The 20,772-nt window shown below is 68.6% G+C and carries 21 protein-coding genes; 5 read left to right on the top strand and 16 right to left on the bottom strand.

Translation table 11 applies throughout. The features are described from left to right. Positions 1–105: 105 nt before the first annotated feature. Genes EOE66_RS02520 through EOE66_RS02510 form a run of 3 tightly spaced genes read right to left on the bottom strand, consistent with a single transcriptional unit; the run spans position 106 to position 4,870 of the window. On the bottom strand, positions 106–1,662 hold the full coding sequence (locus EOE66_RS02520) for a SpoVR family protein (protein ID WP_128227099.1): 1,557 nt from the start codon (positions 1,660–1,662) through the stop codon (positions 106–108). After that, a complete protein-coding gene (locus tag EOE66_RS02515) occupies positions 1,659–2,948 on the bottom strand; it encodes a YeaH/YhbH family protein (RefSeq protein ID WP_128227098.1) in 1,290 nt (429 codons plus the stop codon). Before EOE66_RS02515 ends, EOE66_RS02520 begins: the two co-directional genes overlap by 4 nt. After that, a complete protein-coding gene (locus EOE66_RS02510; RefSeq protein WP_128227097.1) occupies positions 2,948–4,870 on the bottom strand; it encodes a PrkA family serine protein kinase in 1,923 nt (640 codons plus the stop codon). Before EOE66_RS02510 ends, EOE66_RS02515 begins: the two co-directional genes overlap by 1 nt. Before the next feature lie 479 nt (positions 4,871–5,349). Between EOE66_RS02510 and EOE66_RS02505 the strand changes: the two genes are divergently transcribed. Next, entirely contained in the window at positions 5,350–6,525 is a 1,176-nt protein-coding gene (locus EOE66_RS02505) for an MFS transporter (RefSeq protein WP_128227096.1), read from the top strand. A 7-nt stretch (positions 6,526–6,532) separates the two neighbouring features. On the opposite strand, the gene EOE66_RS02500 is transcribed toward EOE66_RS02505, so the two are convergent. The 3 genes from EOE66_RS02500 to EOE66_RS02490 are packed head-to-tail and all read right to left on the bottom strand — an operon-like array spanning position 6,533 to position 8,525. Further along, on the bottom strand, positions 6,533–7,435 hold the full coding sequence (locus tag EOE66_RS02500; RefSeq protein WP_128227095.1) for a ParB/RepB/Spo0J family partition protein: 903 nt from the start codon (positions 7,433–7,435) through the stop codon (positions 6,533–6,535). A gap of 29 nt (positions 7,436–7,464) precedes the next feature. Continuing rightward, a complete protein-coding gene (locus EOE66_RS02495; RefSeq protein WP_128227094.1) occupies positions 7,465–7,977 on the bottom strand; it encodes a hypothetical protein in 513 nt (170 codons plus the stop codon). After that, positions 7,974–8,525: an RBBP9/YdeN family alpha/beta hydrolase gene (locus EOE66_RS02490; protein WP_128227093.1), complete on the bottom strand. Its 552-nt coding sequence runs from the start codon at positions 8,523–8,525 to the stop codon at positions 7,974–7,976. Before EOE66_RS02490 ends, EOE66_RS02495 begins: the two co-directional genes overlap by 4 nt. 47 nt (positions 8,526–8,572) lie before the next feature. Between EOE66_RS02490 and argC the strand changes: the two genes are divergently transcribed. Further along, positions 8,573–9,511 carry an N-acetyl-gamma-glutamyl-phosphate reductase gene (gene argC, locus EOE66_RS02485; RefSeq protein ID WP_128227092.1) on the top strand — a complete coding sequence of 313 codons (939 nt, stop codon included), beginning with the start codon at positions 8,573–8,575 and terminating at the stop codon, positions 9,509–9,511. A gap of 15 nt (positions 9,512–9,526) precedes the next feature. Here argC and EOE66_RS02480 read toward each other — a convergent pair whose 3' ends face one another. From EOE66_RS02480 to EOE66_RS02455, 6 genes are all read right to left on the bottom strand, one after another. Beyond that, the gene (locus EOE66_RS02480; protein WP_128227091.1) at positions 9,527–10,315 is read right to left on the bottom strand and encodes a GNAT family N-acetyltransferase; all 789 of its coding nucleotides are present in this window, start codon (positions 10,313–10,315) and stop codon (positions 9,527–9,529) included. Then, entirely contained in the window at positions 10,312–11,109 is a 798-nt protein-coding gene (locus EOE66_RS02475; RefSeq protein ID WP_128227090.1) for a ParA family protein, read from the bottom strand. Before EOE66_RS02475 ends, EOE66_RS02480 begins: the two co-directional genes overlap by 4 nt. Then, positions 11,106–11,717: a LysE family transporter gene (locus EOE66_RS02470; RefSeq protein WP_128227089.1), complete on the bottom strand. Its 612-nt coding sequence runs from the start codon at positions 11,715–11,717 to the stop codon at positions 11,106–11,108. The genes EOE66_RS02475 and EOE66_RS02470 overlap by 4 nt, the downstream gene beginning before the upstream one ends. Positions 11,718–11,837: 120 nt before the next feature. Beyond that, the gene (rsmG, locus tag EOE66_RS02465; RefSeq protein WP_128227088.1) at positions 11,838–12,476 is read right to left on the bottom strand and encodes a 16S rRNA (guanine(527)-N(7))-methyltransferase RsmG; all 639 of its coding nucleotides are present in this window, start codon (positions 12,474–12,476) and stop codon (positions 11,838–11,840) included. A 4-nt stretch (positions 12,477–12,480) separates the two neighbouring features. Beyond that, the gene (mnmG, locus tag EOE66_RS02460) at positions 12,481–14,466 is read right to left on the bottom strand and encodes a tRNA uridine-5-carboxymethylaminomethyl(34) synthesis enzyme MnmG (RefSeq protein WP_128227087.1); all 1,986 of its coding nucleotides are present in this window, start codon (positions 14,464–14,466) and stop codon (positions 12,481–12,483) included. 110 nt (positions 14,467–14,576) lie between these two features. Then, positions 14,577–14,822: a DUF2061 domain-containing protein gene (locus tag EOE66_RS02455; RefSeq protein WP_128227492.1), complete on the bottom strand. Its 246-nt coding sequence runs from the start codon at positions 14,820–14,822 to the stop codon at positions 14,577–14,579. A 98-nt stretch (positions 14,823–14,920) separates the two neighbouring features. Here EOE66_RS02455 and EOE66_RS02450 point away from each other — a divergent pair, with 98 nt between their 5' ends. Both EOE66_RS02450 and EOE66_RS02445 read left to right on the top strand, forming a co-directional pair. Next, positions 14,921–15,187, top strand: a complete 267-nt coding sequence (locus EOE66_RS02450; RefSeq protein WP_128227086.1) for a YkgJ family cysteine cluster protein — start codon at positions 14,921–14,923, stop codon at positions 15,185–15,187. 234 nt (positions 15,188–15,421) lie between these two features. Continuing rightward, positions 15,422–15,616 (top strand): YgaP family membrane protein, encoded by a 195-nt coding sequence (locus EOE66_RS02445; protein WP_245478871.1) that lies wholly within the window; start codon positions 15,422–15,424, stop codon positions 15,614–15,616. A gap of 84 nt (positions 15,617–15,700) precedes the next feature. On the opposite strand, the gene EOE66_RS02440 is transcribed toward EOE66_RS02445, so the two are convergent. From EOE66_RS02440 to EOE66_RS02425, 4 genes are all read right to left on the bottom strand, one after another. Beyond that, the gene (locus tag EOE66_RS02440; RefSeq protein WP_245478870.1) at positions 15,701–17,806 is read right to left on the bottom strand and encodes a peptidase domain-containing ABC transporter; all 2,106 of its coding nucleotides are present in this window, start codon (positions 17,804–17,806) and stop codon (positions 15,701–15,703) included. Then, positions 17,803–19,050, bottom strand: a complete 1,248-nt coding sequence (locus tag EOE66_RS02435; protein ID WP_128227085.1) for an HlyD family secretion protein — start codon at positions 19,048–19,050, stop codon at positions 17,803–17,805. Before EOE66_RS02435 ends, EOE66_RS02440 begins: the two co-directional genes overlap by 4 nt. A 90-nt stretch (positions 19,051–19,140) precedes the next feature. Then, positions 19,141–19,359 carry a hypothetical protein gene (locus EOE66_RS02430; RefSeq protein ID WP_128227084.1) on the bottom strand — a complete coding sequence of 73 codons (219 nt, stop codon included), beginning with the start codon at positions 19,357–19,359 and terminating at the stop codon, positions 19,141–19,143. Between the two features lie 159 nt (positions 19,360–19,518). Next, a complete protein-coding gene (locus tag EOE66_RS02425) occupies positions 19,519–20,208 on the bottom strand; it encodes an autoinducer binding domain-containing protein (RefSeq protein ID WP_164884970.1) in 690 nt (229 codons plus the stop codon). Between the two features lie 236 nt (positions 20,209–20,444). Between EOE66_RS02425 and EOE66_RS02420 the strand changes: the two genes are divergently transcribed. Next, on the top strand, positions 20,445–20,753 hold the full coding sequence (locus EOE66_RS02420; RefSeq protein WP_128227082.1) for a DUF4902 domain-containing protein: 309 nt from the start codon (positions 20,445–20,447) through the stop codon (positions 20,751–20,753). Positions 20,754–20,772: the final 19 nt, after the last annotated feature.

Here is a 20,772-nt window from a genome sequence, read left to right as displayed (position 1 = left end):
CCAGTCAATCCTCAATGGTAACGAGATCGTTACCGATTTCTGCGCACTTGCAGGGCGCCGTGCCCTGCCGAACGGGCCAGCGCCCGCCCGCAAACCGGGCCGGTTTCAGGCCCCCGTGGGCGCCTGAACGCCAAAGCGCTTGGTGACCTCGCCCTTGGCGTTGACGCTTTCCAGCTGCACGCCGAAACCCCACAGCCGCGCCACGTGCTTCAGCACCTCCTGGCCGCTGTCGTGCAGGGGCCGGTCCTGGTGCTGGAAGTGGCGCAGCGTGAGGCTGCGGTCGCCCCGCAGGTTCACGTTCCAGACCTGGATGTTGGGTTCGCGCTGCCCCAGGTCGTACTGCCTGCTGAGCGATTCGCGCACGCGGCGGTAGCCGGCTTCGTCATGGATGGCGCTGACCTCCAGCTCGCTCTGCTTCTCGTCGTCGGTGATGGCGAAGAGGCGCAGCTCGCGCATCAGTTTCGGGCTGAGGTACTGGCCGATGAAGCTCTCGTCCTTGAAGTTGCGCATGGCGTGGTCCAGCACCGGCAGCCAGGGCTTGCCGGCGATGTCGGGGAACCACTGGCGGTCTTCTTCCGTGGGGTGCTCGCAGATGCGCTGGATGTCGGTGTACATCGCGAAGCCCAGCGCATAGGGGTTGATGCCGCTGTAGGCACGGTGGCCCACCGGCGGCTGGTAGATGACGTTGGTGTGCGAGGTCAGCCACTCCAGCATCACGCCGTCGGTGAGGTAGCCGTCGTCGTACATGGTGTTGAGCAGGCGGTGGTGCCAGAAGGTGGCCCAGCCCTCGTTCATCACCTGCGTCTGGCGCTGCGGGTAGAAGTACTGCGCCACCTTGCGGACGATGCGCACGATCTCGCGCTGCCAAGGCTCCAGCAGCGGCGCGTTCTTCTCGATGAAGTACAGCAGGTTCTCCTGCGGCTCTTCCGGGAAGCGCTTGGCCTCGGGCGCCACGCCTTCCTTGGCGGCCGTGCGCGGCAGCGTGCGCCAGAGGTCGTTGACCTGGCGCTGGGCATAGGCCTCGCGGTCGATGCGTTCGCTCAGCTCCTGCGCCAGGCTCTTGCGGCTGGGGCGCCGGTAGCGGTCGACGCCGTGGTTCTGCAGCGCGTGGCAGCTGTCGAGAAAGCTCTCCACGGCATCCAGGCCGTGCTTCTCTTCGCACTGCGCGACGTAGTTCTTCGCGTAGACCAGGTAGTCGATGATGGACGCTGCATCGGTCCACATGCGGAAGAGGTAGTTGCCCTTGAAGAAGCTGTTGTGGCCGTAGGCCGCGTGCGCAATCACCAGGGCCTGCATCGCCAGCGTGTTCTCTTCCATCAGGTAGCTGATGCAAGGGTTGCTGTTGATGACGATCTCGTAGGCCAGGCCCATGTGGCCGCGCTTGTAGTTCTTCTCGGTGGCGATGAACTCCTTGCCGTAGCTCCAGTGGCGGTAGTTCACCGGCATGCCCACGCTGGCGTAGGCGTCCATCATCTGCTCGGCGGTGATGATCTCCAGCTGGTTCGGGTAGGTGTCCAGCCCGAAACGCTCGGCCGTGGCCTTGATGACGCGGTGGTACTGCTCGATGAGCTCGAAGCTCCAGTCGCTGGGGGCGGCCAGCGGTTCGCCAGGGCGCTGGGCCAGCGGCAGCGGTTGTTCCAGGGCCAGGGGACGAGGCTTCATGCCGCTTTCGCGCCTTCCTTCTTGAACAGATCGCGGAACACCGGGTAGATCTCGCTGGCCTGCACGGCCTTGCGCATCGCGAAGTGGCGGTGCGCGGCCTGCAGCTGCGTGTACTCGTCCCACAGGTTCTGCTCTTCTTCGGCCACCTGCACGTAGGCGAAGTAACGCACCAGCGGCAGGATCTTCTCGCTGAGGATCTCGCGGCAGCGCCCGCTGTCGTGGTGCCAGTTGTCGCCGTCGCTGGCCTGCGCGCCGTAGATGTTCCACTGCGCCGGGTCGTAGCGCGCCTTGATGATCTCTTCCATCAGCACCAGCGCGCTGCTGACCACGGTGCCGCCGGTTTCACGCGCGTGGAAGAAGTTCTGCTCGTCCACCTCTTGCGCCTGCGTGTGGTGGCGGATGAAGACGAGGTCGATCTTCTCGTAGTGCCGCGTGAGGAAGAGGTACAGCAGGATGAAGAAGCGCTTGCTGAGCTCCTTGCGCGCCTCGTCCATGCTGCCGCTGACGTCCATCAGGCAGAACATCACCGCCTTGCTCGTGGGCACCGGCACCTTGATGCGGCTGCGGTAGCGCAGGTCGATGGGGTCGAGGTAGGGGATGCGTTCGATGCGGCCGCGCAGGAGGCGTATCTCTTCGGCCAGCGCCTTCACGGCGGCTTCGGCCACCACATCGCCCGGCTGCAACGCGGCCTGCATCTCGGCCAGGCGTTCTTCCATCGCATGCAGCTCGCGCCGCGGCCCGTTGCCCAAGGCGATGCGCCGGCCCAGGGCGCCGCGCATGCTGCGCACCACGTGCAGGTTGTTGGGCGTGCCGTCGCTGGAGAAACCGGCGCGTTGGCTTTTCCATTCGGGCATTTCGGCCAGTTGCGTGCGCACCAGGTGGGGCAGCGCCAGGTCTTCGAAGAAGACCTGCATGAACTCTTCCTTGCTCAGCGCGAAGACGAAATCGTCCTCGCCTTCGCCGCTGTCGCTGGCCTGGCCTTTGCCCGAGCCCCCACCGCCCTGCCCGCCTTTCGGGCGTTCGATGCGATCGCCCTGCACGAAGTCCTTGTTGCCCGGGTGCACCACCTCGCGCACGCCGCCCGGGCCGTGGCCGAACACGGGTTCGCTCAGGTCCTTCTTCGGGATGTGGATGTCCTCGCCGCGCTCGACATCGCTGATGCTGCGGCCGTCGATGGCACGCTTGACCGCCTCGCGGATCTGCTCCTTGTGCCGGCGCAGGAAACGCTCGCGGTTGCCGATGGACTTGTTTTTCCCGGCAAGGCGGCGGTCGATGATCTGCTGCATCAGCTGCTCTTCCGCACGCGCAGGTACCACTCACAGAGCAAGCGCACCTGCTTCTGCGTGTAGCCCTTGGCCACCATGCGAGTGACGAAATCTTCGTGCTTCTTGGCCTCGTCGGCGCTGGCCTTGGCGTTGAAGCTGATCACCGGGAGCAGCTCCTCGGTGTTCGAGAACATCTTCTTTTCGATCACGGTGCGCAGCTTCTCGTAGCTGGTCCACACCGGGTTCTTGCCCTGGTTGCTGGCGCGCGCGCGCAGCACGAAGTTGACGATCTCGTTGCGGAAGTCCTTCGGGTTGGCAATGCCGGCGGGCTTCTCGATCTTCTCCAGCTCGGCGTTCAAAGAGCCGCGGTCGAAGACCTCGCCGGTGTCGGTGTCGCGGTACTCGTGGTCTTGTATCCAGTAATCGGCGTAGGTGACGTAGCGGTCGAAGATGTTCTGGCCGTATTCGGAGTAACTCTCGAGATACGCGGTCTGGATCTCTTTCCCGATGAACTCGGCATAACGCGGCGCCAGCAGTTCCTTGATGTAGCCGACGTACTTGTCTTCCAGTTCTTTCGCGAACTGCTCGCGTTCGATCTGCTGCTCCAGCACGTACATCAGGTGCACGGGGTTGGCGGCCACCTCGGTGCTGTCGAAGTTGAAGACCTTGCTGAGGATCTTGTAGGCAAAACGCGTGCTGATGCCGTTCATGCCCTCGTCGACACCGGCGTAGTCGCGGTACTCCTGGTAGCTCTTGGCGCGCGGGTCGGTGTCCTTCAGGTTCTCGCCGTCGTAGACCAGCATCTTGGAATACAGCGACGAGTTCTCCGGCTCCTTCAGGCGGGTGAGGATGGCGAACTGGCTCATCATCTTCAGCGTGCCCGGCGCGCAGGTGGCCGCGGCGAGTGACGAGTTCTTCAGCAGCTTCTCGTAGATCTTGATCTCTTCGCTCACGCGCAGGCAGTAGGGCACCTTCACGATGTAGATGCGGTCGAGGAAGGCCTCGTTGTTCTTGTTGTTGCGGAAGGCCTTCCACTCACTTTCGTTGCTGTGCGCCAGCACCACGCCGTCGAAGGGGATGGCGCCGAAACCTTCGGTGCCCTTGAAGTTGCCTTCCTGGGTGGCCGTCAGCAGCGGGTGCAGCACCTTGATGGGCGCCTTGAACATCTCCACGAATTCCAGCAGGCCCTGGTTGGCCAGGCACAGGCCGCCGCTGTAGCTGTAGGCGTCGGGGTCGTCTTGTGAATAGCTCTCGAGCTTGCGGATGTCGACCTTGCCGACCAGGCTGCTGATGTCCTGGTTGTTCTCGTCGCCGGGCTCGGTCTTGCTGATGCCCACCTGCTTGAGGATGCTGGGGTGGCGCTTGACCACCTTGAACTTGCGGATGTCGCCGCCGAACTCCTCCAGCCGCTTCACGGCCCAGGGGCTCAAGATGCGGTTGAGGTAGCGGCGCGGGATGCCGTATTCGCTTTCGAGAATCGGCCCGTCCTCCGCGGCGTCGAAGAGCCCCAGCGGGCTCTCGTTCACCGGGCTGCCCTTGATGGCGTAGAAGGGCACTTCCTGCATCAGCTGCTTCAGGCGCTCGGCGATGCTGCTCTTGCCGCCGCCCACCGGGCCCAGCAGGTAGAGGATCTGTTTCTTTTCCTCCAGCCCCTGCGCGGCGTGTCTGAAATAGGACACCACCTGTTCGATGGCGTCCTCCATGCCGTAGAACTCGGCGAAGGCCGGGTAGACCTTGATGACCTTGTTCGCGAACAGGCGCGAGAGCCGCGGGTCGTTGCGCGTGTCCACCGTGGTGGGCTCGCCGATGGCCTTGAGCATGCGCTCGGCGGCGCTGGCATAGGCCAGGGGGTTGCGCTTGCACTCCGCGAGGTAGTCCTCGAGCGAGAGCTCTTCTTCACGCGTACGCTCGTAGCGAGCGGCAAAGTGGCTGATCACGTCCATGCGGCCTCCGGTGTTCGCAGGCGCGGCCGAAGTGGACCCATATCCACCCCCAACCGTGCCCGGGAAGTTCTGATGGAGTCCCGGCTTGACAGACCCAGGCTCCATCAGAGCTTTCCTTCGCCACCGGCCCCACCGGTTCATGCGGGGCGCTGTCGTGTGATCTCAGCTTCGTTCATTCTGCTCCGCACCCATGCGGCGAAGTCCAGCCCTTTCCACAACCTTTTCTGCGGCAACGGCATTTCCGCAACGCTGGCTCCGCTGTGCAAGAGCTATGCCCTGGGGGGCCCTCATCTGCGGCATCACCAGCCCGAGGTGCCCTGGCTTCAACGCCCGGGCCCGCGCGCAGGCTGACCACGGCAGGCCCCACGCACCGCGATGGAGCTCCACCGCCCTGCAAAGGTTCCACACGGTGCGATGATCGGCCCGACGCGCGCGCCACACCGGCGCACTGCGCACAGCCCTGGGGTCGCGCCCTGCCGATGAATGCAAACCTCTGGCTGCTGACCGTCTGTCAGGCGCTGTTTCTCGTCAACAACGTCACCTTCATCGCCATCAACGGGCTGGTGGGGCTGTCGCTGGCGCCGCTGGGCTGGATGGCCACACTGCCCGTCACGGGCTATGTGGTGGGGGCGGCGCTGTCGGCCATGCCGGTGTCGCGGCTGCAGGCGCGTGTGGGGCGCAAGCGTTCGTTCCAGATCGGGCTGTTGGTGGCCATCGTCGCCTGCGCGGGCTGCGCGCTGGCGGTGTCCCTGCAGAGCTTCTGGCTGCTGTTGCTGTCCACGGTCATGGCGGGCTTCTACAGCGCCAACGGGGCGCTCTACCGCTTCACCGGCGCCGAGCTCGTGGCACCCGCCTACAAGGAACGCGCCCTGTCGATGGTGCTGGCCGGCGGCATTGCCGGCGCCTTCATCGGGCCCAACCTGGCCAGCGCCACGCGCGACTGGCTGCCGCTGCCCTTCGCCGGCGCCTACCTGGCCCTGGTGGGCGTGGCCCTGCTGGCGCTGGCGGTGCTGAGCTTCATCCGTTTTCCGGCCCACGTGCCGCCGGTGCCTGGCGCCGCCCTCGGCCGGCCCGCGGCCGAGCTGATGCGCCAGCCCATCTTCGCCGTGGCCGTGATCGGCGCGGCCTTGGGCTACGGCGTGATGAACCTGCTGATGGCCGCCACGCCGATCGCCATGCAGCAGTGCCAGCACCCCTTCAGCAGCGCCGCGCTGGTGCTCGAATGGCACGTGCTGGGCATGTTCGTGCCCAGCTTCTTCACCGGCCACCTCATCAAGCGCTACGGCGCGCTGCCCATCATGTTCACGGGCGGGCTGCTGAACCTGGTGTGCGTGGCGGTGGCGCTGTCGGGCGTGGACCTGATGCAGTTCCTGGTGGCGCTGTTCGCCCTGGGCGTGGGCTGGAACTTCCTCTACACCGGCGGCAGCACGCTGCTCACGCAGGCCTACCGGCCGGAGGAGAAGAACCGCGCCCAGGGCCTGATGGACACGGCCGTGTTCTGGACCATGGCGCTGAGCTCCTTCGCCTCGGGCGCGCTGATCACCACCCAGGGCTGGACGCTGCTGAACCTCGGTTCGCTGCTGCCCATCGCGGCGGTGATGGCGGCGGTGCTGTGGCTGCTGCTGAAGCAGCGCGCGGCGGCCCAGCCGGCCTGAACACCCCTCAGGCTTCGCCGGCGCCCAGCTTTTCCAGCAAGCCGTTCAACTCTTCCAGCGAACCGAAGGCGATGGCGATCTCGCCGGCCTCGCCACGCGCGGTGCGCTTCTGCACGCGGATCTCCACGCTGGCCGTCAGCAGGTCGGCCAGGCGTTCTTCCAGCCGCAGCAGGTCGCGCGATTTCGCCGGCTTGCTGCGGCTGGCGCCGCCGCCACCACTGCGGCCGGGCGTCTGCCGCGCCACCAGGCGCTCGGCCTCGCGCACGCTGAGCTTCTTGGCGCTGATCTCGTGCGCGGCCATCACCTGCTCGGCCGCCGGCAGGGCCAGCAGCGCGCGGGCGTGGCCCATGTCCAGGTCGCCGGCCAGCAGCATCTGCTGCACGGGCTCGGCCAGCTGCAGCAGGCGCAGCAGGTTGCTGGCGGCGCTGCGCGAACGGCCCACGGCCTGCGCCGCCTGCTCGTGCGTGAGGCTGAACTCGTTGACCAGGCGCTGCAGTCCCTGCGCCTCTTCCAGCGGGTTGAGGTCTTCGCGCTGGATGTTCTCGATCAGCGCCATCACCGCGGCGGCTTCGTCGGGCACCGGCTTCACGAGCACAGGCACCTCGGCCAGCCCGGCCAGCTTGGCGGCACGGAAGCGGCGTTCGCCGGCAATGATCTCGTACTGCCCCGGCTCGGCCAGCGGGCGCACGAGGATGGGCTGCATCACGCCCTGGCCCTTGATGCTTTCGGCCAGCTCGTAGAGCGAGCCCTCGTCCATGCGCGTGCGCGGCTGGTACTTGCCGGCACGCAGGCGCTCCAGCGGCAGGCTGTTGGGCAAGGCGGGCGCGGCGGCGGCCGGCACTTCGCTGACCTTGGGGCCGAGCAGGGCCTCCAGGCCCATGCCCAGGCCCTTCATCTTCTTGGTGACCATGGGCGGATTGTCATGTATGGGCCGGTGCCTCAGGCACGTTCGCGGCGGCGTTGCGCCGGGTAGAGCAGGTCGCGCTCGAGATAGCGCCGCAGCTTCTGCATCCGCGGCTCGTCACGGCCGGGCATGCTGGCGAGGTAGGCGATGACGGCGTCCACGCGCAGCATCAGCAGGCCCTGCTCGTTGCGGCGCCAGGCGCCGGTGTGGCGCGCGGCCAGCGCTTCTTCGGGCTCACGGCGGCGCAGCACGCGCAGCAGGCCGGGGCCATCGAGCCAGACATGGCGGCCATCGTCTTCCACGCGCAGCGTCACGCCGTCGAATTCATGGTGCTGGCCTTCGTCGGCGCCGGCCAGCTTCTCGCGCAGCGCCGCGCGGGCGTCGCTGGTGCGCTGCAGCAACCACCACAGGCCCCCGACCGCCCCAGCGCACACCACGGTGATCAGCAGCACCGAAATCCCCAGGTGGCTGCCCAGCAAGCTGCTCCAGCCCAGCACGGTGGCGATCACCAGGCCGATCACCACGGCCCATCCGGCACGGCTGTTCATGCGCCGCGCCAACCCAGGGCCTGCAGCCGGGCCAGGCCCTCGGGCCAATCACCCAGGCCCGAGTCGCCGTTGATGTGGCCGAGGGCGCCCAGGCCGTGCGCCGCGGCGCCCCAGGCCTCGGCCAGTGCTTGCGTGCGCCCGGGCGCTGCGTACGGGTCGTCGGCGCTGTACAGCACGGTGGCGGCGAAGGGCAGGCGTTCGCAAACCATGGGCCGCCAGTTGTGCAGTTGGGGAGGCATGTCTTCGCGCTCGGTGTCGGGCGGGGCCACCAGCAGCGCACCGAGCACGCGAGCCGTGTGGCGGCTGTGCGCGGACCAGGCGGCCACGAGGTGGCAGCCCAGGCTGTGGGCCACCAGCAGCGCCGGGGTGTCGGCGGCCAGCAGCACTTCTTCCAGCCGGGCCATCCAGTCGCCGCGGCGGGGCCATTGCCAGTCGGCCTGCTGCACACGCTCGAAACCGTGCAGCACCTCCCAACGGCTCTGCCAGTGCGTCGGGCCGGAATCCATCCAGCCGGGCAGGTTCAGTACGCGGGGTGCCGCGTCATTCATGGCTTGTATCCTCCGCGCCTTGCAGCGGCATTGTGAGTGAGGCACCCATGAGCACCAAAGTCTTCGTCGACGGACAGGAAGGCACCACCGGGCTGCGCATCCACGAGGTGCTGGCCGCGCGCAGCGACATCGAGGTGCTGCGCATCGACGCCGACAAGCGCAAGGACAGCGCCGAGCGCGCCCGCCTGCTGAACGCCGCCGACGTGGCCTTCCTGTGCCTGCCCGACGCCGCCTCCCGCGAAGCCGCGGCGATGGTGACGAACCCGAACACCTGCCTCATCGACGCCAGCACCGCGCACCGCACGGTGCCGGGCTGGGTGTACGGCCTGCCCGAACTGGCGCCCGGCCAGCGCGCCGCCATCCGCGGTGCCAAGCGCATCGCCAACCCGGGCTGCCACGCCAGCGCCTTCATCCTGCTGCTGCGGCCGCTGGTGGACGCCGGCCTGGTGCCGAAGAGCGCCGTGATCTCGGCCACCTCCATCACCGGCTACTCGGGCGGTGGCAAGAAGATGATCGAGCAATATCAGGCACTTCCCACGGAGCCGGCGCTCACATCACCACGGCCTTACGGGTTGACGCTGGCGCACAAGCACCTGCCCGAGATGGCGACGCACACAGGGCTGGCCCAGCCGCCGATCTTCCAGCCCATCGTTGCCAACTTCTACAAGGGGCTGGCAGTAAGCGTGCCGCTGTCGCTGGCGGCGCTGGGCACCACGGCCGAGGCGCTGCAGCAGGCCTACGAGCGCCACTATGCCGGCGAGCGCTTCATCCGCGTGATGCCGCTGCGCGACGCGGCCACGCTGGAAGGCGCCTTCTTCGACGTGCAGGCCTGCAACGACACCAACCGCGCCGATCTCTTCGTCTTCGCCAGCGAGTTCCAGGCCGTGGTGATGGCGCGGCTGGACAACCTGGGCAAGGGCGCCAGCGGCGCCGCCGTGCAGGCGATGAACGTGCACCTGGGTGTGGAAGAGAGCCTGGGGCTCTGACTGGGCGCGCCGCCCTCAGACCCTGCCGCCCGCGGGCGGGGCCTGGCGGTAGTGGTAGGCGTAGGCGTCGGCGAAACCCAGGCGCGTGTACACGCGGCGGGCCGGCGCGTTGTCGGCTTCCACCTGCAGGTAGGCCACCCGCGCGCCTTGCCGAAACGCTTCTGTAAGCAGGTGCTCACACAGCCACCGCGCCAGGCCCTGGCTGCGGGCGGCCGGCGCGGTGTGGATGTCGTACAGGCCCACCAGATCGCCTTCACGGGCGAACTGGCCACAGGCCAGCACGTCACCGGCCTCATCCTGCACCACCCAGCCGCTGTAAGGCACGGGTGACGAGGCCAGGCGTTGCGCATGCGCCTGTCGCTGGGCCGCGGGCGAGCCACGCAGCCGGCCGACCACATCGGCAAAGGCGGGCGCCGACAGCGGCGCACACACCAGCCCTGCGGGCCAAGCCGGCGGTGTGCCGTCCGTCAGCGCCGGGCACACCATCACGCGCGTGTCATCGAGCGTGGCCCAGCCTGCCGCAGCGAGCCGCTGGTCCAAGCCTGCAGGCTCGGTGTAGGGCGTGATGCGGAACAGCAGCGGCACGCCTTGCTCATCGAACCACGCAGAGGCACGCTCCAGCTTCTCTGGCCAAGGCTGGTGACCTGGCGCCACCGCGTTGATGCAGCGGGCCCGTTTGGCCTTGCCGGGCGAGGCCCTCAGCAGCCAACCGTCCATCCAGCGCTGCTGGGGCGGTGCGCTGGCGTTCAGGCCGGCGTCTTCCACGCGGCGCAGCAGGCCGTCGCCGAAGGCCGCCGGGTTCATGGGGTGCGGCCGAGGCGCTGCACCATCTCTTTGGCGAACTCGACGAAAGCCTGCGCGCCCTTGCTGGCCGGGTCGAAGGTGACACCGGGCTCGCCATAGCTGGGCGCTTCGGCCAGGCGCACGTTGCGCGGGATGACGGTGTCGAAGACCTTCTCGCCGAAGTGCGCCTTGAGTTGCTCGCTCACCTGCTGCTGCAGCGTGATGCGCGGGTCGAACATCACGCGCAGCAGGCCGATGATCTGCAACTCGGGGTTGAGGTTGGCGTGCACCTGCTTGATGGTGTTCACGAGGTCCGACAGGCCTTCCAGCGCGAAGTACTCGCACTGCATGGGCACCACCACGCCATGCGCAGCGCACAGGCCGTTCAGCGTGAGCAGGCTCAGGGAGGGCGGGCAGTCGATGAGCACGAAATCGTGGTCGGCGGCCACGGCGGCGATGGCGGCCTTCAGGCGCTTCTCGCGGCGCTCCAGCGGCACCAGTTCCACCTCGGCACCGGCCAGGTCGCGGTTGGCGCCCAGCACCATGTAGCCGCCCTTGGGGCTGGGCTGGCGGGCTTCGGCGATGCCGGCTTGTTCGAGCAGCACGTCGTAGACGCTGAGCGGCAGCGCGCGCTTGTCGATGCCCGAGCCCATGGTGGCGTTGCCCTGCGGGTCAAGGTCAACCACCAGCACGCGCTGGCCGATCAACGCCAGGCCGGCGGCGAGGTTCACCGTGGTGGTGGTCTTGCCGACGCCACCTTTCTGGTTGGCCACGCAGAAGATGCGCGGACCGGGCACGGCGCTGGCCTGGCTCATTGCACCCCCAGGCGGATGCCGAAGCCCACGAGGAAGACGCCTGCCGCGCGTTCCAGCAGGCGCCCGATGCGCGAGTTCTTCTTCAGCCGCGCACCGATGGCGTCGGCAAAGAAGCACAGCGTCAGGCAGTAGGCGGCGGTGATCACGGCGATGGTGGCCGCCATGGCAGCGAAGGTGACGGCACCGCGGTGCTGGGCCGGGTCGATGAACAGCGGGAAGAAGGCCATGTAGAAGACGATGGCCTTGGGGTTCAGCAGCGTGATCAGGAAGGCCTGGCGTGCGTAGTGGTGCGGCTCGATGCGGATGGGCGAGGCCTCGCCCGGCTTGGCGAAGATGAGCTTCAGGCCGATCCACACCAGGTAGGCCGCGCCCAGGTACTGAACGCCTTGGAAGAGCACGGGGTTGGCACTCAGCAGGGCCGCGACACCCGCCACGGCCAGCCACAGCAAGGCCTGGTCACCGAGGATGACGCCGGCCGTTGCCGCGGCGCCCGCCCGCATGCCGCCCTTGGCCGTGGAGGTGAGCAGCGCGAAGGTGCCCGGGCCGGGCAAGGCGAGGAACAACAGGATGGCGGCGCAGAATGCGCCGTAGTCGCCGATGCCGAGCATGGAGTTTCGCTCTGTGTTGTGGGTGGGTGGGGGCGGCTGAAGCGTGCGCGCGAAGTGGGAAAGAGCGTAGCCGAGATTCGGCGCCGAACCGCCCGCGTTGGGCCGCGGCGGTCTGCTTTTTCAGCCTGCGGGACGCATCCAGACCAGACAACGCTGGGCCTCCAGGCCCGGGACGACCAGTTGTTCCACGTGAAACACGTTCACATCGGCCGGCAGCTCGGCCGCTTCTTCATCGGGCGCCCTGCCCTTCATCGCCATCCACACGCCGCCCGGTGCGAGGTGCGGGCGGGTCAGGCGCGTGAAGTCGGCCAGTGAGGCAAAGGCGCGCGAGGTGATCAGGTCGTAGGGCGGCTGCTTGAGTTGCTCGATGCGGGTGTGCTCGGCGCGCAGGTTGGGCAAAGGCAGGGTACCGGCCACCTGGCGGACAAAGGCCATCTTCTTGCCGACCGCGTCAACGCAGGTCACGCTCCACGCTGGCAGCAGCGTGGCGATCACCACGCCCGGCAGCCCGCCGCCGCTGCCCACATCCAGCAAGCGCCCGCCCTCGGCATGGCGTTGCAGCGGCGGCACCACCGCCAGGCAGTCGGCCAGGTGCTGCGTGAGCATGGCCGCCGGGTCGCGCACTGCGGTCAGGTTGTAGGTGGCGTTCCAGCGCTGCAGCAGCGCCAGGTAGTCGGCCAGTGCCTGCAGCTGCCTGCCGTCGGGGTTCAGGCCACAAGCTGCGCAGAGCGCCGCAATCTCGTCCAAGTGCGAGCTCACGCGCTCAGGCCGCCTGGCTGTCGGCCGCCGGGGCTGGCGTCGTGGGCACGCGCGCAAAACCTTCGAAGCGGTTCTTCTTCAGGTGAACCAGCAGCAGGGAGATGGCCGCCGGCGTCACGCCCGAGATGCGCGAGGCCTGACCCAGCGTCGCGGGCCGATGCCGGGCCAACTTCTGGCGCACCTCGAAGGACAGGGCCGTGACGCTGGCGTAGTCCAACTGTTCGGGCAGCTTCAAGTTCTCCAGCGTGGCGGCGCGCTCGACCTCGTCGTTCTGCTTCTCGATGTAGCCGGCGTACTTCACGGCGATCTCGGCCTGCTCGATGACGGCGTCGGCCTCGCGCTGGCCCCACGCGGCCCGCAGTGTTTCACGTGAAACACGGTGGTGCTCGGTGCCGCCAGCCACGGCAGCCACGGCGCAGACGGCGTCGAAGTCCACCCCCGGCCGGCGCAGCAGGTCGTCCAGCGGGTACTCGTGCTCCAGCGCCTTGCCCAGCAGGCGCTCGGCCTCGGCCGCCGGCACCGTGGCCGGCCGCACCCAGGTGCTGCGCAGGCGCTGGCGCTCTTGCTCCAGGCGCTCGCGCTTGGTCTCGAAGGCCACCCAGCGGGCATCGTCCACCAGGCCCAGCGCCCGGCCCTGCTCGGTGAGGCGCAGGTCGGCGTTGTCCTCGCGCAGCTGCAGCCGGTACTCGGCGCGGCTGGTGAACATGCGGTAGGGCTCGGTCACGCCCTTGCTGGTGAGGTCGTCCACCAGCACGCCCAGGTAGGCCTGGTCGCGGCGCGGCAGCCAGGGTTCACGCCCCTGCACCTGCAGCGCGGCGTTCACCGCGGCGTACAGGCCTTGGGCCGCCGCCTCTTCGTAGCCCGTGGTGCCGTTGATCTGCCCGGCAAAGAACAGGCCCTGGATCGCGCGCGTCTCGAAGCTGGGCTTGAGTTCGCGCGGGTCGAAGAAGTCGTACTCGATGGCGTAACCAGGGCGCAGGATGTGCGCGTTCTCCAGGCCGACCATCGAACGCAAGGCGCCGAGCTGGATGTCGAAGGGCAGCGAGGTGCTGATGCCGTTCGGGTAGAACTCGTGCGTCGTCAGGCCCTCGGGCTCCAGAAAGATCTGGTGGCTGCCCTTGTCGGCGAAGCGGTTGACCTTGTCTTCGATGCTGGGGCAGTAGCGCGGCCCCACGCCTTCGATCACGCCGGTGAACATCGGGCTGCGGTCGAAGCCGCTCTTGATGATCTCGTGCGTGCGCTCGTTGGTGTGCGTGATCCAGCACGGCACCTGGCGCGGGTGCTGTTCGGGGCGCCCCAGGAAGCTGAACACGGGCACCGGGTCGAGATCACCGGGCTGCTCCACCAGCTTCGAGAAATCGATGCTGCGCCCATCGATGCGCGGCGGCGTCCCGGTCTTCAGCCGGCCCTGCGCCAGCTTCAGCTCTTTCAGCCGCGCCGAGAGGCTGACAGCCGGCGGGTCGCCCGCCCGCCCCGCGCTGTAGTTCTGCAGGCCCACGTGGATGCGGCCGTCGAGAAAGGTGCCCGCCGTCAGCACCACCGCGCGGGCGCGGAAGCGCAGGCCGATCTGCGTGACGGCGCCCACCACGCGGTCGCCTTCCACCATCAGGTCGTCCACGGCCTGCTGGAAGAGCCACAAGTTGGGCTGGTTCTCCAGGCGCTGGCGGATGGCGGCGCGGTACAGCACGCGGTCGGCCTGGGCGCGCGTGGCGCGCACGGCCGGGCCCTTGCTGCCGTTGAGGATGCGGAACTGGATGCCGGCTTCGTCCGTCGCAGCGGCCATGGCGCCGCCCAGCGCGTCGATCTCCTTGACCAGGTGCCCCTTGCCGATGCCGCCGATGCTGGGGTTGCAGCTCATCTGCCCCAGGGTCTCGAGGTTGTGGGTGAGCAGCAGCGTCGTGCAGCCCATGCGGGCGCTGGCCAGAGCGGCCTCGGTGCCGGCATGGCCGCCACCGACCACGATGACGTCGAACTCCTGCGGGTGCAGCATGGAAGACCTCTGGAAAAAGCCGAGCGCGGCCGGGCCAAGACCGGCCAGACCGCGCGCAAGCCCTTGATTTTACGGGCCTTCCTGGCGGCCAGCAGCCACCAGCGCCACGCTCAGGCCGGCGCGGCGCCAGAATTCGCGCCGGGCGCGACACTCCACACGGCGGCAGCCGCTGCTGCGGCCTGCTGGCGCCGCTCGCGCCGGGCCCACCAGCGGTCGAAAAAGTAGTGCGCCACGGTGTTCACCACCGGCTCGACGAGGGTGATGGCGCCGGCGATCGCAACGCTGCCCATCAGGACAAAACTGACGCCGAAAGCGATGCCCAGGTGCATCACGCCGAATGTTGCCGACTTGGCCACCATGCCACCTCTTTGAGAATGATTCCTGTTTGAATTGTGCAGACCCCCGGGCTGCCGCAGCATGGCTTGTGCCGATGGCAGCGATAGCATCGGCGGCCATGGATTGCCGACCTGGCTGCGGCGCGTGCTGCACCGCGCCTTCGATCACTTCACCCATCCCCGGCATGCCGCAGGGCAAGCCGGCGGGCATTCGATGCGTGCAACTGGACAACGACGCACGCTGCCGGGTGTTCGGCCGGCCCGAACGCCCGGCCGTTTGCGCCTCCCTGGCGCCCAGCGCAGAGATGTGCGGGCCCGACCGCGTGCACGCCATGGCCTGGCTGCTGCGCCTGGAAGCCCAGACGCAACCCCCAGCCACGCCGTGATGGCACATGCCGCGCTGCAACCCGGCACGGCACGTGCGCAGCAAGCGCCGAGTGCCCGCGCCCTGAAACCGCGTGTCGAAAAGAAGCACTGAGTGACCCGGGTCCTCGCCCCGGGCCCGGTCTGGCGGCAGAATCGGGGCGCGGCGCCGGCAGTGAGGGGGCCGCGTCCTTCATCCTTGCCACGGCCCACCCGCTTGCGCGCGGGCCACGAACACACTGCCTGGAGACCACACCATGATCGCCAAGAACATGTCGGGTTACGACCGCGTCTTCCGTATCCTGCTGGGGCTGTTCCTGATCGCCTTTGCCATCAGCGGCAAAGTGGGCGGCTGGGCCTGGGTCGTGGGCCTGGTGATGCTGCTCACGGCAAGCCTTGCGCGCTGCCCGATGTACGCACTGCTCGGCTTCCGCGTGCGCAAGTCGGGCTGAGGCCTGACGTGGAAGGCCTCAGGGCCTTGCACGCCTGCAAGAGGCCCGACCGCGACTTCGCGCCAGAGGGCTGACCCCGCCTTGTCAGCCTGCGGGTGCGCCCGCGGCCGGCACGCTGCGCAGATCTTGCGCGACGCGTCCCTCGTGCAGCGCCACCACGCGGCCGGCCGACTGGATGGTCTCGGGCCGGTGCGCCACGATCACGCGCGTCAAGGCCAGGTGGCGGATGGCCTGATTGACCGCTCTCTCCCGCTCGACGTCCAATGAACTCGTGGCCTCGTCCAGCAGCAGGATCTTCGGCCGCTTGTACAGCGCCCGCGCCAGCAGCAGGCGCTGCTTCTGCCCGCCCGACAGGGCCGCGCCCATGTCGCCAATGAGCGTGTGGTAGCCCATGGGCATGGCCGCGATCTCGTCGTGCACGCAGGCCAGGCGCGCACATTCCTGCGCCCAGGCGGCATCGGGCTCGGGGCTGAAGAAGCTGATGTTGTCGAGCAGGCTGCCCGAGAACAGCGGCTCGTCCTGCATCACCACGCCCACGTGCTCGCGCCAGGCATGCAGCCCGGCGCGACCCAGCGGCACCCCACCCACCAGCACCTGCCCTGCAGTGGGCGCGTGCACGCCCAGCATCAGCTTGAGCAAGGTGGTCTTGCCACAGCCTGAGGGCCCGACGATGGCCACGCTCTCCCCGGGCTCGATGCGCAGGTTCACGCCCCGCAAGACCTCGGGTTCGCCATCGGCGTAGGCGAAACGCAGGTCGCGCAGTTCCAGGCTGCCATCGAGGGGCCGCTGTGCTTCGGGGGCTTCGGCCTCCAGCTCGGGCGCGGTCAGCACGATGTCGGCCAGGCGTTCGCCCTGCAGGCGCAGCATCTTCAGGTCGACGGCCTTGTCGACCAGCGCACTCACACGCGCCGCGAAGGTCTCCTTGTAGGCGACGAACGCGAACAGCATGCCCAGCGACAGCCGCTGGTCGATGACCAGCAGCGCCCCCAGCCACACCACGGCCACGCGCTCCAGCCCGAAGAGCAGCCGGTGCAGCACCGTGAACACCAGCTCCAGCTTGCGCACCGTGAGCTGTGCGTTCATGGTCTCCACCACCAGGCTCGCGAAACGCGATTGCCGCTCACCCTGTGCATTGAAGAGCTTGATGGCCAGCACGCCGCGCAGTGATTCCAGGAAGTGGCTGCTCTGCCGCGCCTCGAACACCAGCGCCTCTTCACTCGCGCGCCGCAACGGACCGAAGAAGACCCAGCGCAGCAGGCCGTAGCCGGCCACAGCGCCCAGCACCACCGCCGTGAGCAGCGGGCTGTAGAGCAGCATCATCACCAGCGTCAGCAGCACCAGCAGGCCGTCGAGCACGGCCTCGATGAAGCTCGTCGTCAGCGTGCGCTGGATGTGCTGCACTGCACCGAAGCGCGACCAGATGTCGCCGGCATGGCGCTTCTCGAACCACGCCACCGGCAGGCGCAGCAAGTGCGCGAAGACGTTCACCAGCCACTGCAGGTTCAGGCTGGCCGACAGCGCCAGCACCGCCCAGCTGCGCGCCGCGGCCGTGGCCGCCTGCACCAGCACCAGCAAGCCGAAGCCGATGCCCAGCGTCAGCACCAGGTCGCGGTCGGCACTCACCAGCGCGCCATCCACCACCCACTGCATGAAGAACGGGCTCAGCAACACGAAAGCTTCCAGCGCGAACGCCAGCATGAAGATCTGCAGCAGCGAGCGCTTGAGCCCGCGCACCGGGCCCAGCAGTTGCCGCAGGCTGACATGCTGGCGCTCGCGTGCAGGCTGGAAACCCGCGGCAGGCAGCAGTTCGAGCAGCACGCCGCTGAAGTGGCGCGACAGCTCGGCCAGCTTCAAGCGCAGCAGGCCGCGCGCCGGGTCGTGGATGACGGCCTCCTCGCGCTGCAGCGCCACCAGCACCACGAAGTGGTTCAGGTCCCAGTGCAAGACGCAAGGCAGCTGCACCTGGGCCAGCTCGGCCGGCTCGGCGCGCAGCGCGCGTGTGTTGAGCTGCAGCACGTGCGCCATGCGCACCATCTCGGCCAGCGTCACGCCCTTGAGCGAGAGCGAGAAGCGCCGGCGCAGCGTGGGCAGGTCGGTGTCCAGGCCGTGCGCGCCGGCCACCATCGCCAGGCAGGCCAGGCCGCATTCCGCGGCCTCGGACTGCAGCACCACCGGCACCCGCCTGCTCACAGCCGCCCTTTCAGGCCGAGCAGCGGCTCGAACAGCCACTCGATCAGGCGGCGCCTTTCCAGCAGCACGTCGGCCTGCAGGCGCATGCCGGCGCTGAGCGGCGCCACCGGTTCGCCTTCCAGCGCAACGGTGATGCGGAACAGCGGCTCGGCCCCGGCGCCCACCGCCGGCAAGGCCAGGGCGGCCAGCTCGCTGGCCGCCAGCGGCGTGCGCGACACCTGCAGCACACGCGCAGGCTGCTGTCCGAACTTCTGGTACGGGAAGGCTTCGAAGCGCAGCCGCACCGCCTGCCCGGGCTGCACAAAGCCGATGGCGCTGGACGGCGCGAACAGCTGCGCCTGCAGCACCGCACCTTCGGGCATCAGCGTGGCCAGGGCCGAAGCGGGTGACACGCTCTGGCCAGGCTCGGCCAGCAGCGTGCTGACCGTACCGCTCTGCGGCGCACGCACCACGAGGCGCTGCTCGGCGCCCTGCTCGACCGCGTCGCGGTCGGCCTGCGCGAGGTCGCGCGCCAGGCTGCCCAGAGCCGCGCCCGCCACCAGCGGCAGCGCACGCCGCTCGCCTTCAAGCTCGGCCCGCTCACGCAACAGGGCGGCGCGCTGGCGCTGCAGCCCCTGGGCGGCCACCTTCAGGCCCAGTACCTCTTCCGCTTTGGCCTGCGTCTGCGCCGCAGAGATGAACTGGTCGGCCTGCAGCGACTGCAGTCGCGCCAGGTTCTGCTCGGCCATGGCCAGCCGCTGCTGCTGGAGGCCGGCCTCGACGTCAAGCTGCGCAAGCTCGCCCTCCATCGCGGCCAGTCGCCGCTCCAGCGCGGCGCGCTGCGTGCCCGCCAACGCCTGCTGCGCGCCCGCGGCCTCGGCCAGGCTGCGCCGGCGTTCGTCCAGGCTGCGGCGCACCACAGCCTGGGCATCGGCCGAAAGCAGCGGGCGCTCCAGCGCCAGCACGAAAAGCACATCGCCCGCGCGCACCGCCTGCCCTTCGGCCACCCGCCGCTCGAGCACCGTGCCGGCCGCTGCAGGCACCAGGCGGATGAGCCCCCGATCCGGCACCACCACCCCAGGGCTCGTGGCCTTGCGCGTGTACTGCGCCAGGGAAAGAAAGGCCCCGAGCGCCAGCGCCACCACCACGACACCCGCGGTCAGCCAGGCCAATGAAGGCGGGCGAACGAGCTGCACCCCGCCCAGCCACTGCAGGCGCTGGGCCTCCACCGCTTCAGGCCTGAACAGGGGGCGCGGATCAGCCATGAAAAAAAGGGTCGGCTACGCCGACCCACGAACACCTCAATCCCCGAGGGATGGGCTTTGAGATGGGACCAAAGAAATCAGGCGCGCAGCTCAGCTGACGCTGGGCTGCGTGGTGACGCTGCTTTCGGCCGGCGGCAGGGCCACCGACGAACCACCCAGGCCCCCGACACGCGGCAAGCCGCCGCCCACCAGCGCCATGGCTTCGGGCGTGAGCTCGGTGGGCTGCGCAGGAGTGGTTTGCACGGCGCCCGAAGTGGCAGCCGCGGCTTGAACTTGGGTGCGGGCGAACAGGTTCTTGAAGGCTTGCATGGCTTGAGCTCCGGCTGATGACTCGTGCGAAATCGCACGCTTGGCAGCATTGGAGCAGCCGGCATCGGCGCGGGGTACTGTCAGGTCTTACAGGTCGCAAGACCAAATTCAAGGGAGCCCTGGCCGCCCTCAGCCCAGCGCCAGGCCACAGGCCCAGGCTCAATCGATCAGGCCCAGCCGCAGGGCCTTGAGCACCGCCTGGTGCTTGTTCACGCACTGCAGCTTGTGCATGGCGTTGTTGATGTGCAGCACCGCCGTGCGCTCGCTGATGCCCAGCACCGCGCCCACCTCCCAGGCGGTCTTGCCTTCCATGGTCCAGCGCAGCGCCTCGAGTTCGCGCGGCGTGAGCGCGGGCCGCTCGGGTTGCTGGGCCACGGGCAGCAGCAGGCGCATGGCGGCCTCCTGCGCGTGCACCGCGAAGAGCTGCAGGTCGGCCACCACGCGCTGCAGCTCGTGGGGGTCGGCGGGCAGGGGCTGGTCGCGGTCGACGCCCAGCAGGAAGTGCTTGCCCTCAGGCAGGTGCAGCGCCATCGCGATGCCGGTGCGGTAACCGAACTGCGCCTGCTGTTCCCAGAGGTCGCCCACGCCATGGGCCACGTAGGTGTCCTGGTTCCAGATGATGGGCACGGTCTGGCGGCGGCAGTGCTGCAGCACCGGGTCGCGCTTGCCGCTGGCGGCATCGCCGTAGGTCTGGGCGTAGCTGGTGGGCGTGTTGTCCACCATGATGAGATCGCACTTGCCCCGGCCGTGGTCGATCATCGTGACCGCCGAGACGGTCTCGAAACCGAGTTGCTGCGTGAAGCGCACCACTTCATCGCGAAACTCGTCACGGTTGCGGGCTTGCAGCACCGCTGAGTAACCACCCGGGAGCATTGCTCTCCTCGCCCGCCGAAAGACCCGGCCCAAAGGCGTCAGCGACGCCGCCCTGACAGGGTTTACAGCTGTTCGCCGCCAGGACGCTAACGAAGAATGTGTGTATGCAACCCAACGCACACATGATTTCGTCACCTGTCCACCCCTTGACCACGGCGTGGGCTTTGCGCTCGTGGCCGCCTTTATTGTGGCAGGCCACCGAGCCCAAACCTGTGCGGTTTCACCACCTTGGCACGCACATCACCCCGACGGGCAGCCTGCCCGGCTGCTTCTCGGGCCAGACGCTGTGGATGGCACACGGCGCAGAGGGCGAAGCCGGCATGGCCTGGGACTGGATCGAGATCGCGCACGGCGTGGTGGCCATGGCCGACCCGCTGTCGGTGGTGAGCAACGTGCGCTTCATCGGCGAAGAAGGCGAAGTGCTCACCGCCCTGCAGGCTGCGCCCTACCTCAACGGGCTGGTGCACCAGCTGCCCTGGCAGCAGGAGGTGGCACGTGCGCTGCGGCGCCAGCTCAACTGAGCCGGCGCGTGCAAGGCCG

This window comes from Rubrivivax rivuli (assembly GCF_004016505.1).
Lineage (GTDB): Bacteria > Pseudomonadota > Gammaproteobacteria > Burkholderiales > Burkholderiaceae_C > Rubrivivax > Rubrivivax rivuli.
This window is presented reverse-complemented; position numbering and strand designations above follow the sequence as displayed.

Bases quoted from the DNA above. Each gene is read 5' to 3' on its own strand.
- EOE66_RS02445 (WP_245478871.1), top strand. From the start codon at position 15,422: ATGATCGCCAAGAACATGTCGGGTTACGACCGCGTCTTCCGTATCCTG.
- EOE66_RS02515 (WP_128227098.1), bottom strand. From the start codon at position 2,948: ATGCAGCAGATCATCGACCGCCGCCTTGCCGGGAAAAACAAGTCCATC.
- EOE66_RS02490 (WP_128227093.1), bottom strand. From the start codon at position 8,525: ATGAATGACGCGGCACCCCGCGTACTGAACCTGCCCGGCTGGATGGAT.
- mnmG (WP_128227087.1), bottom strand. From the start codon at position 14,466: ATGCTGCACCCGCAGGAGTTCGACGTCATCGTGGTCGGTGGCGGCCAT.
- EOE66_RS02500 (WP_128227095.1), bottom strand. From the start codon at position 7,435: ATGGTCACCAAGAAGATGAAGGGCCTGGGCATGGGCCTGGAGGCCCTG.
- EOE66_RS02480 (WP_128227091.1), bottom strand. From the start codon at position 10,315: ATGAACCCGGCGGCCTTCGGCGACGGCCTGCTGCGCCGCGTGGAAGAC.
- EOE66_RS02510 (WP_128227097.1), bottom strand. From the start codon at position 4,870: ATGGACGTGATCAGCCACTTTGCCGCTCGCTACGAGCGTACGCGTGAA.
- EOE66_RS02505 (WP_128227096.1), top strand. From the start codon at position 5,350: ATGAATGCAAACCTCTGGCTGCTGACCGTCTGTCAGGCGCTGTTTCTC.
- EOE66_RS02435 (WP_128227085.1), bottom strand. From the start codon at position 19,050: ATGGCTGATCCGCGCCCCCTGTTCAGGCCTGAAGCGGTGGAGGCCCAG.
- EOE66_RS02430 (WP_128227084.1), bottom strand. From the start codon at position 19,359: ATGCAAGCCTTCAAGAACCTGTTCGCCCGCACCCAAGTTCAAGCCGCG.
- EOE66_RS02520 (WP_128227099.1), bottom strand. From the start codon at position 1,662: ATGAAGCCTCGTCCCCTGGCCCTGGAACAACCGCTGCCGCTGGCCCAG.
- argC (WP_128227092.1), top strand. From the start codon at position 8,573: ATGAGCACCAAAGTCTTCGTCGACGGACAGGAAGGCACCACCGGGCTG.
- EOE66_RS02495 (WP_128227094.1), bottom strand. From the start codon at position 7,977: ATGAACAGCCGTGCCGGATGGGCCGTGGTGATCGGCCTGGTGATCGCC.
- EOE66_RS02450 (WP_128227086.1), top strand. From the start codon at position 14,921: ATGGATTGCCGACCTGGCTGCGGCGCGTGCTGCACCGCGCCTTCGATC.
- EOE66_RS02475 (WP_128227090.1), bottom strand. From the start codon at position 11,109: ATGAGCCAGGCCAGCGCCGTGCCCGGTCCGCGCATCTTCTGCGTGGCC.
- EOE66_RS02470 (WP_128227089.1), bottom strand. From the start codon at position 11,717: ATGCTCGGCATCGGCGACTACGGCGCATTCTGCGCCGCCATCCTGTTG.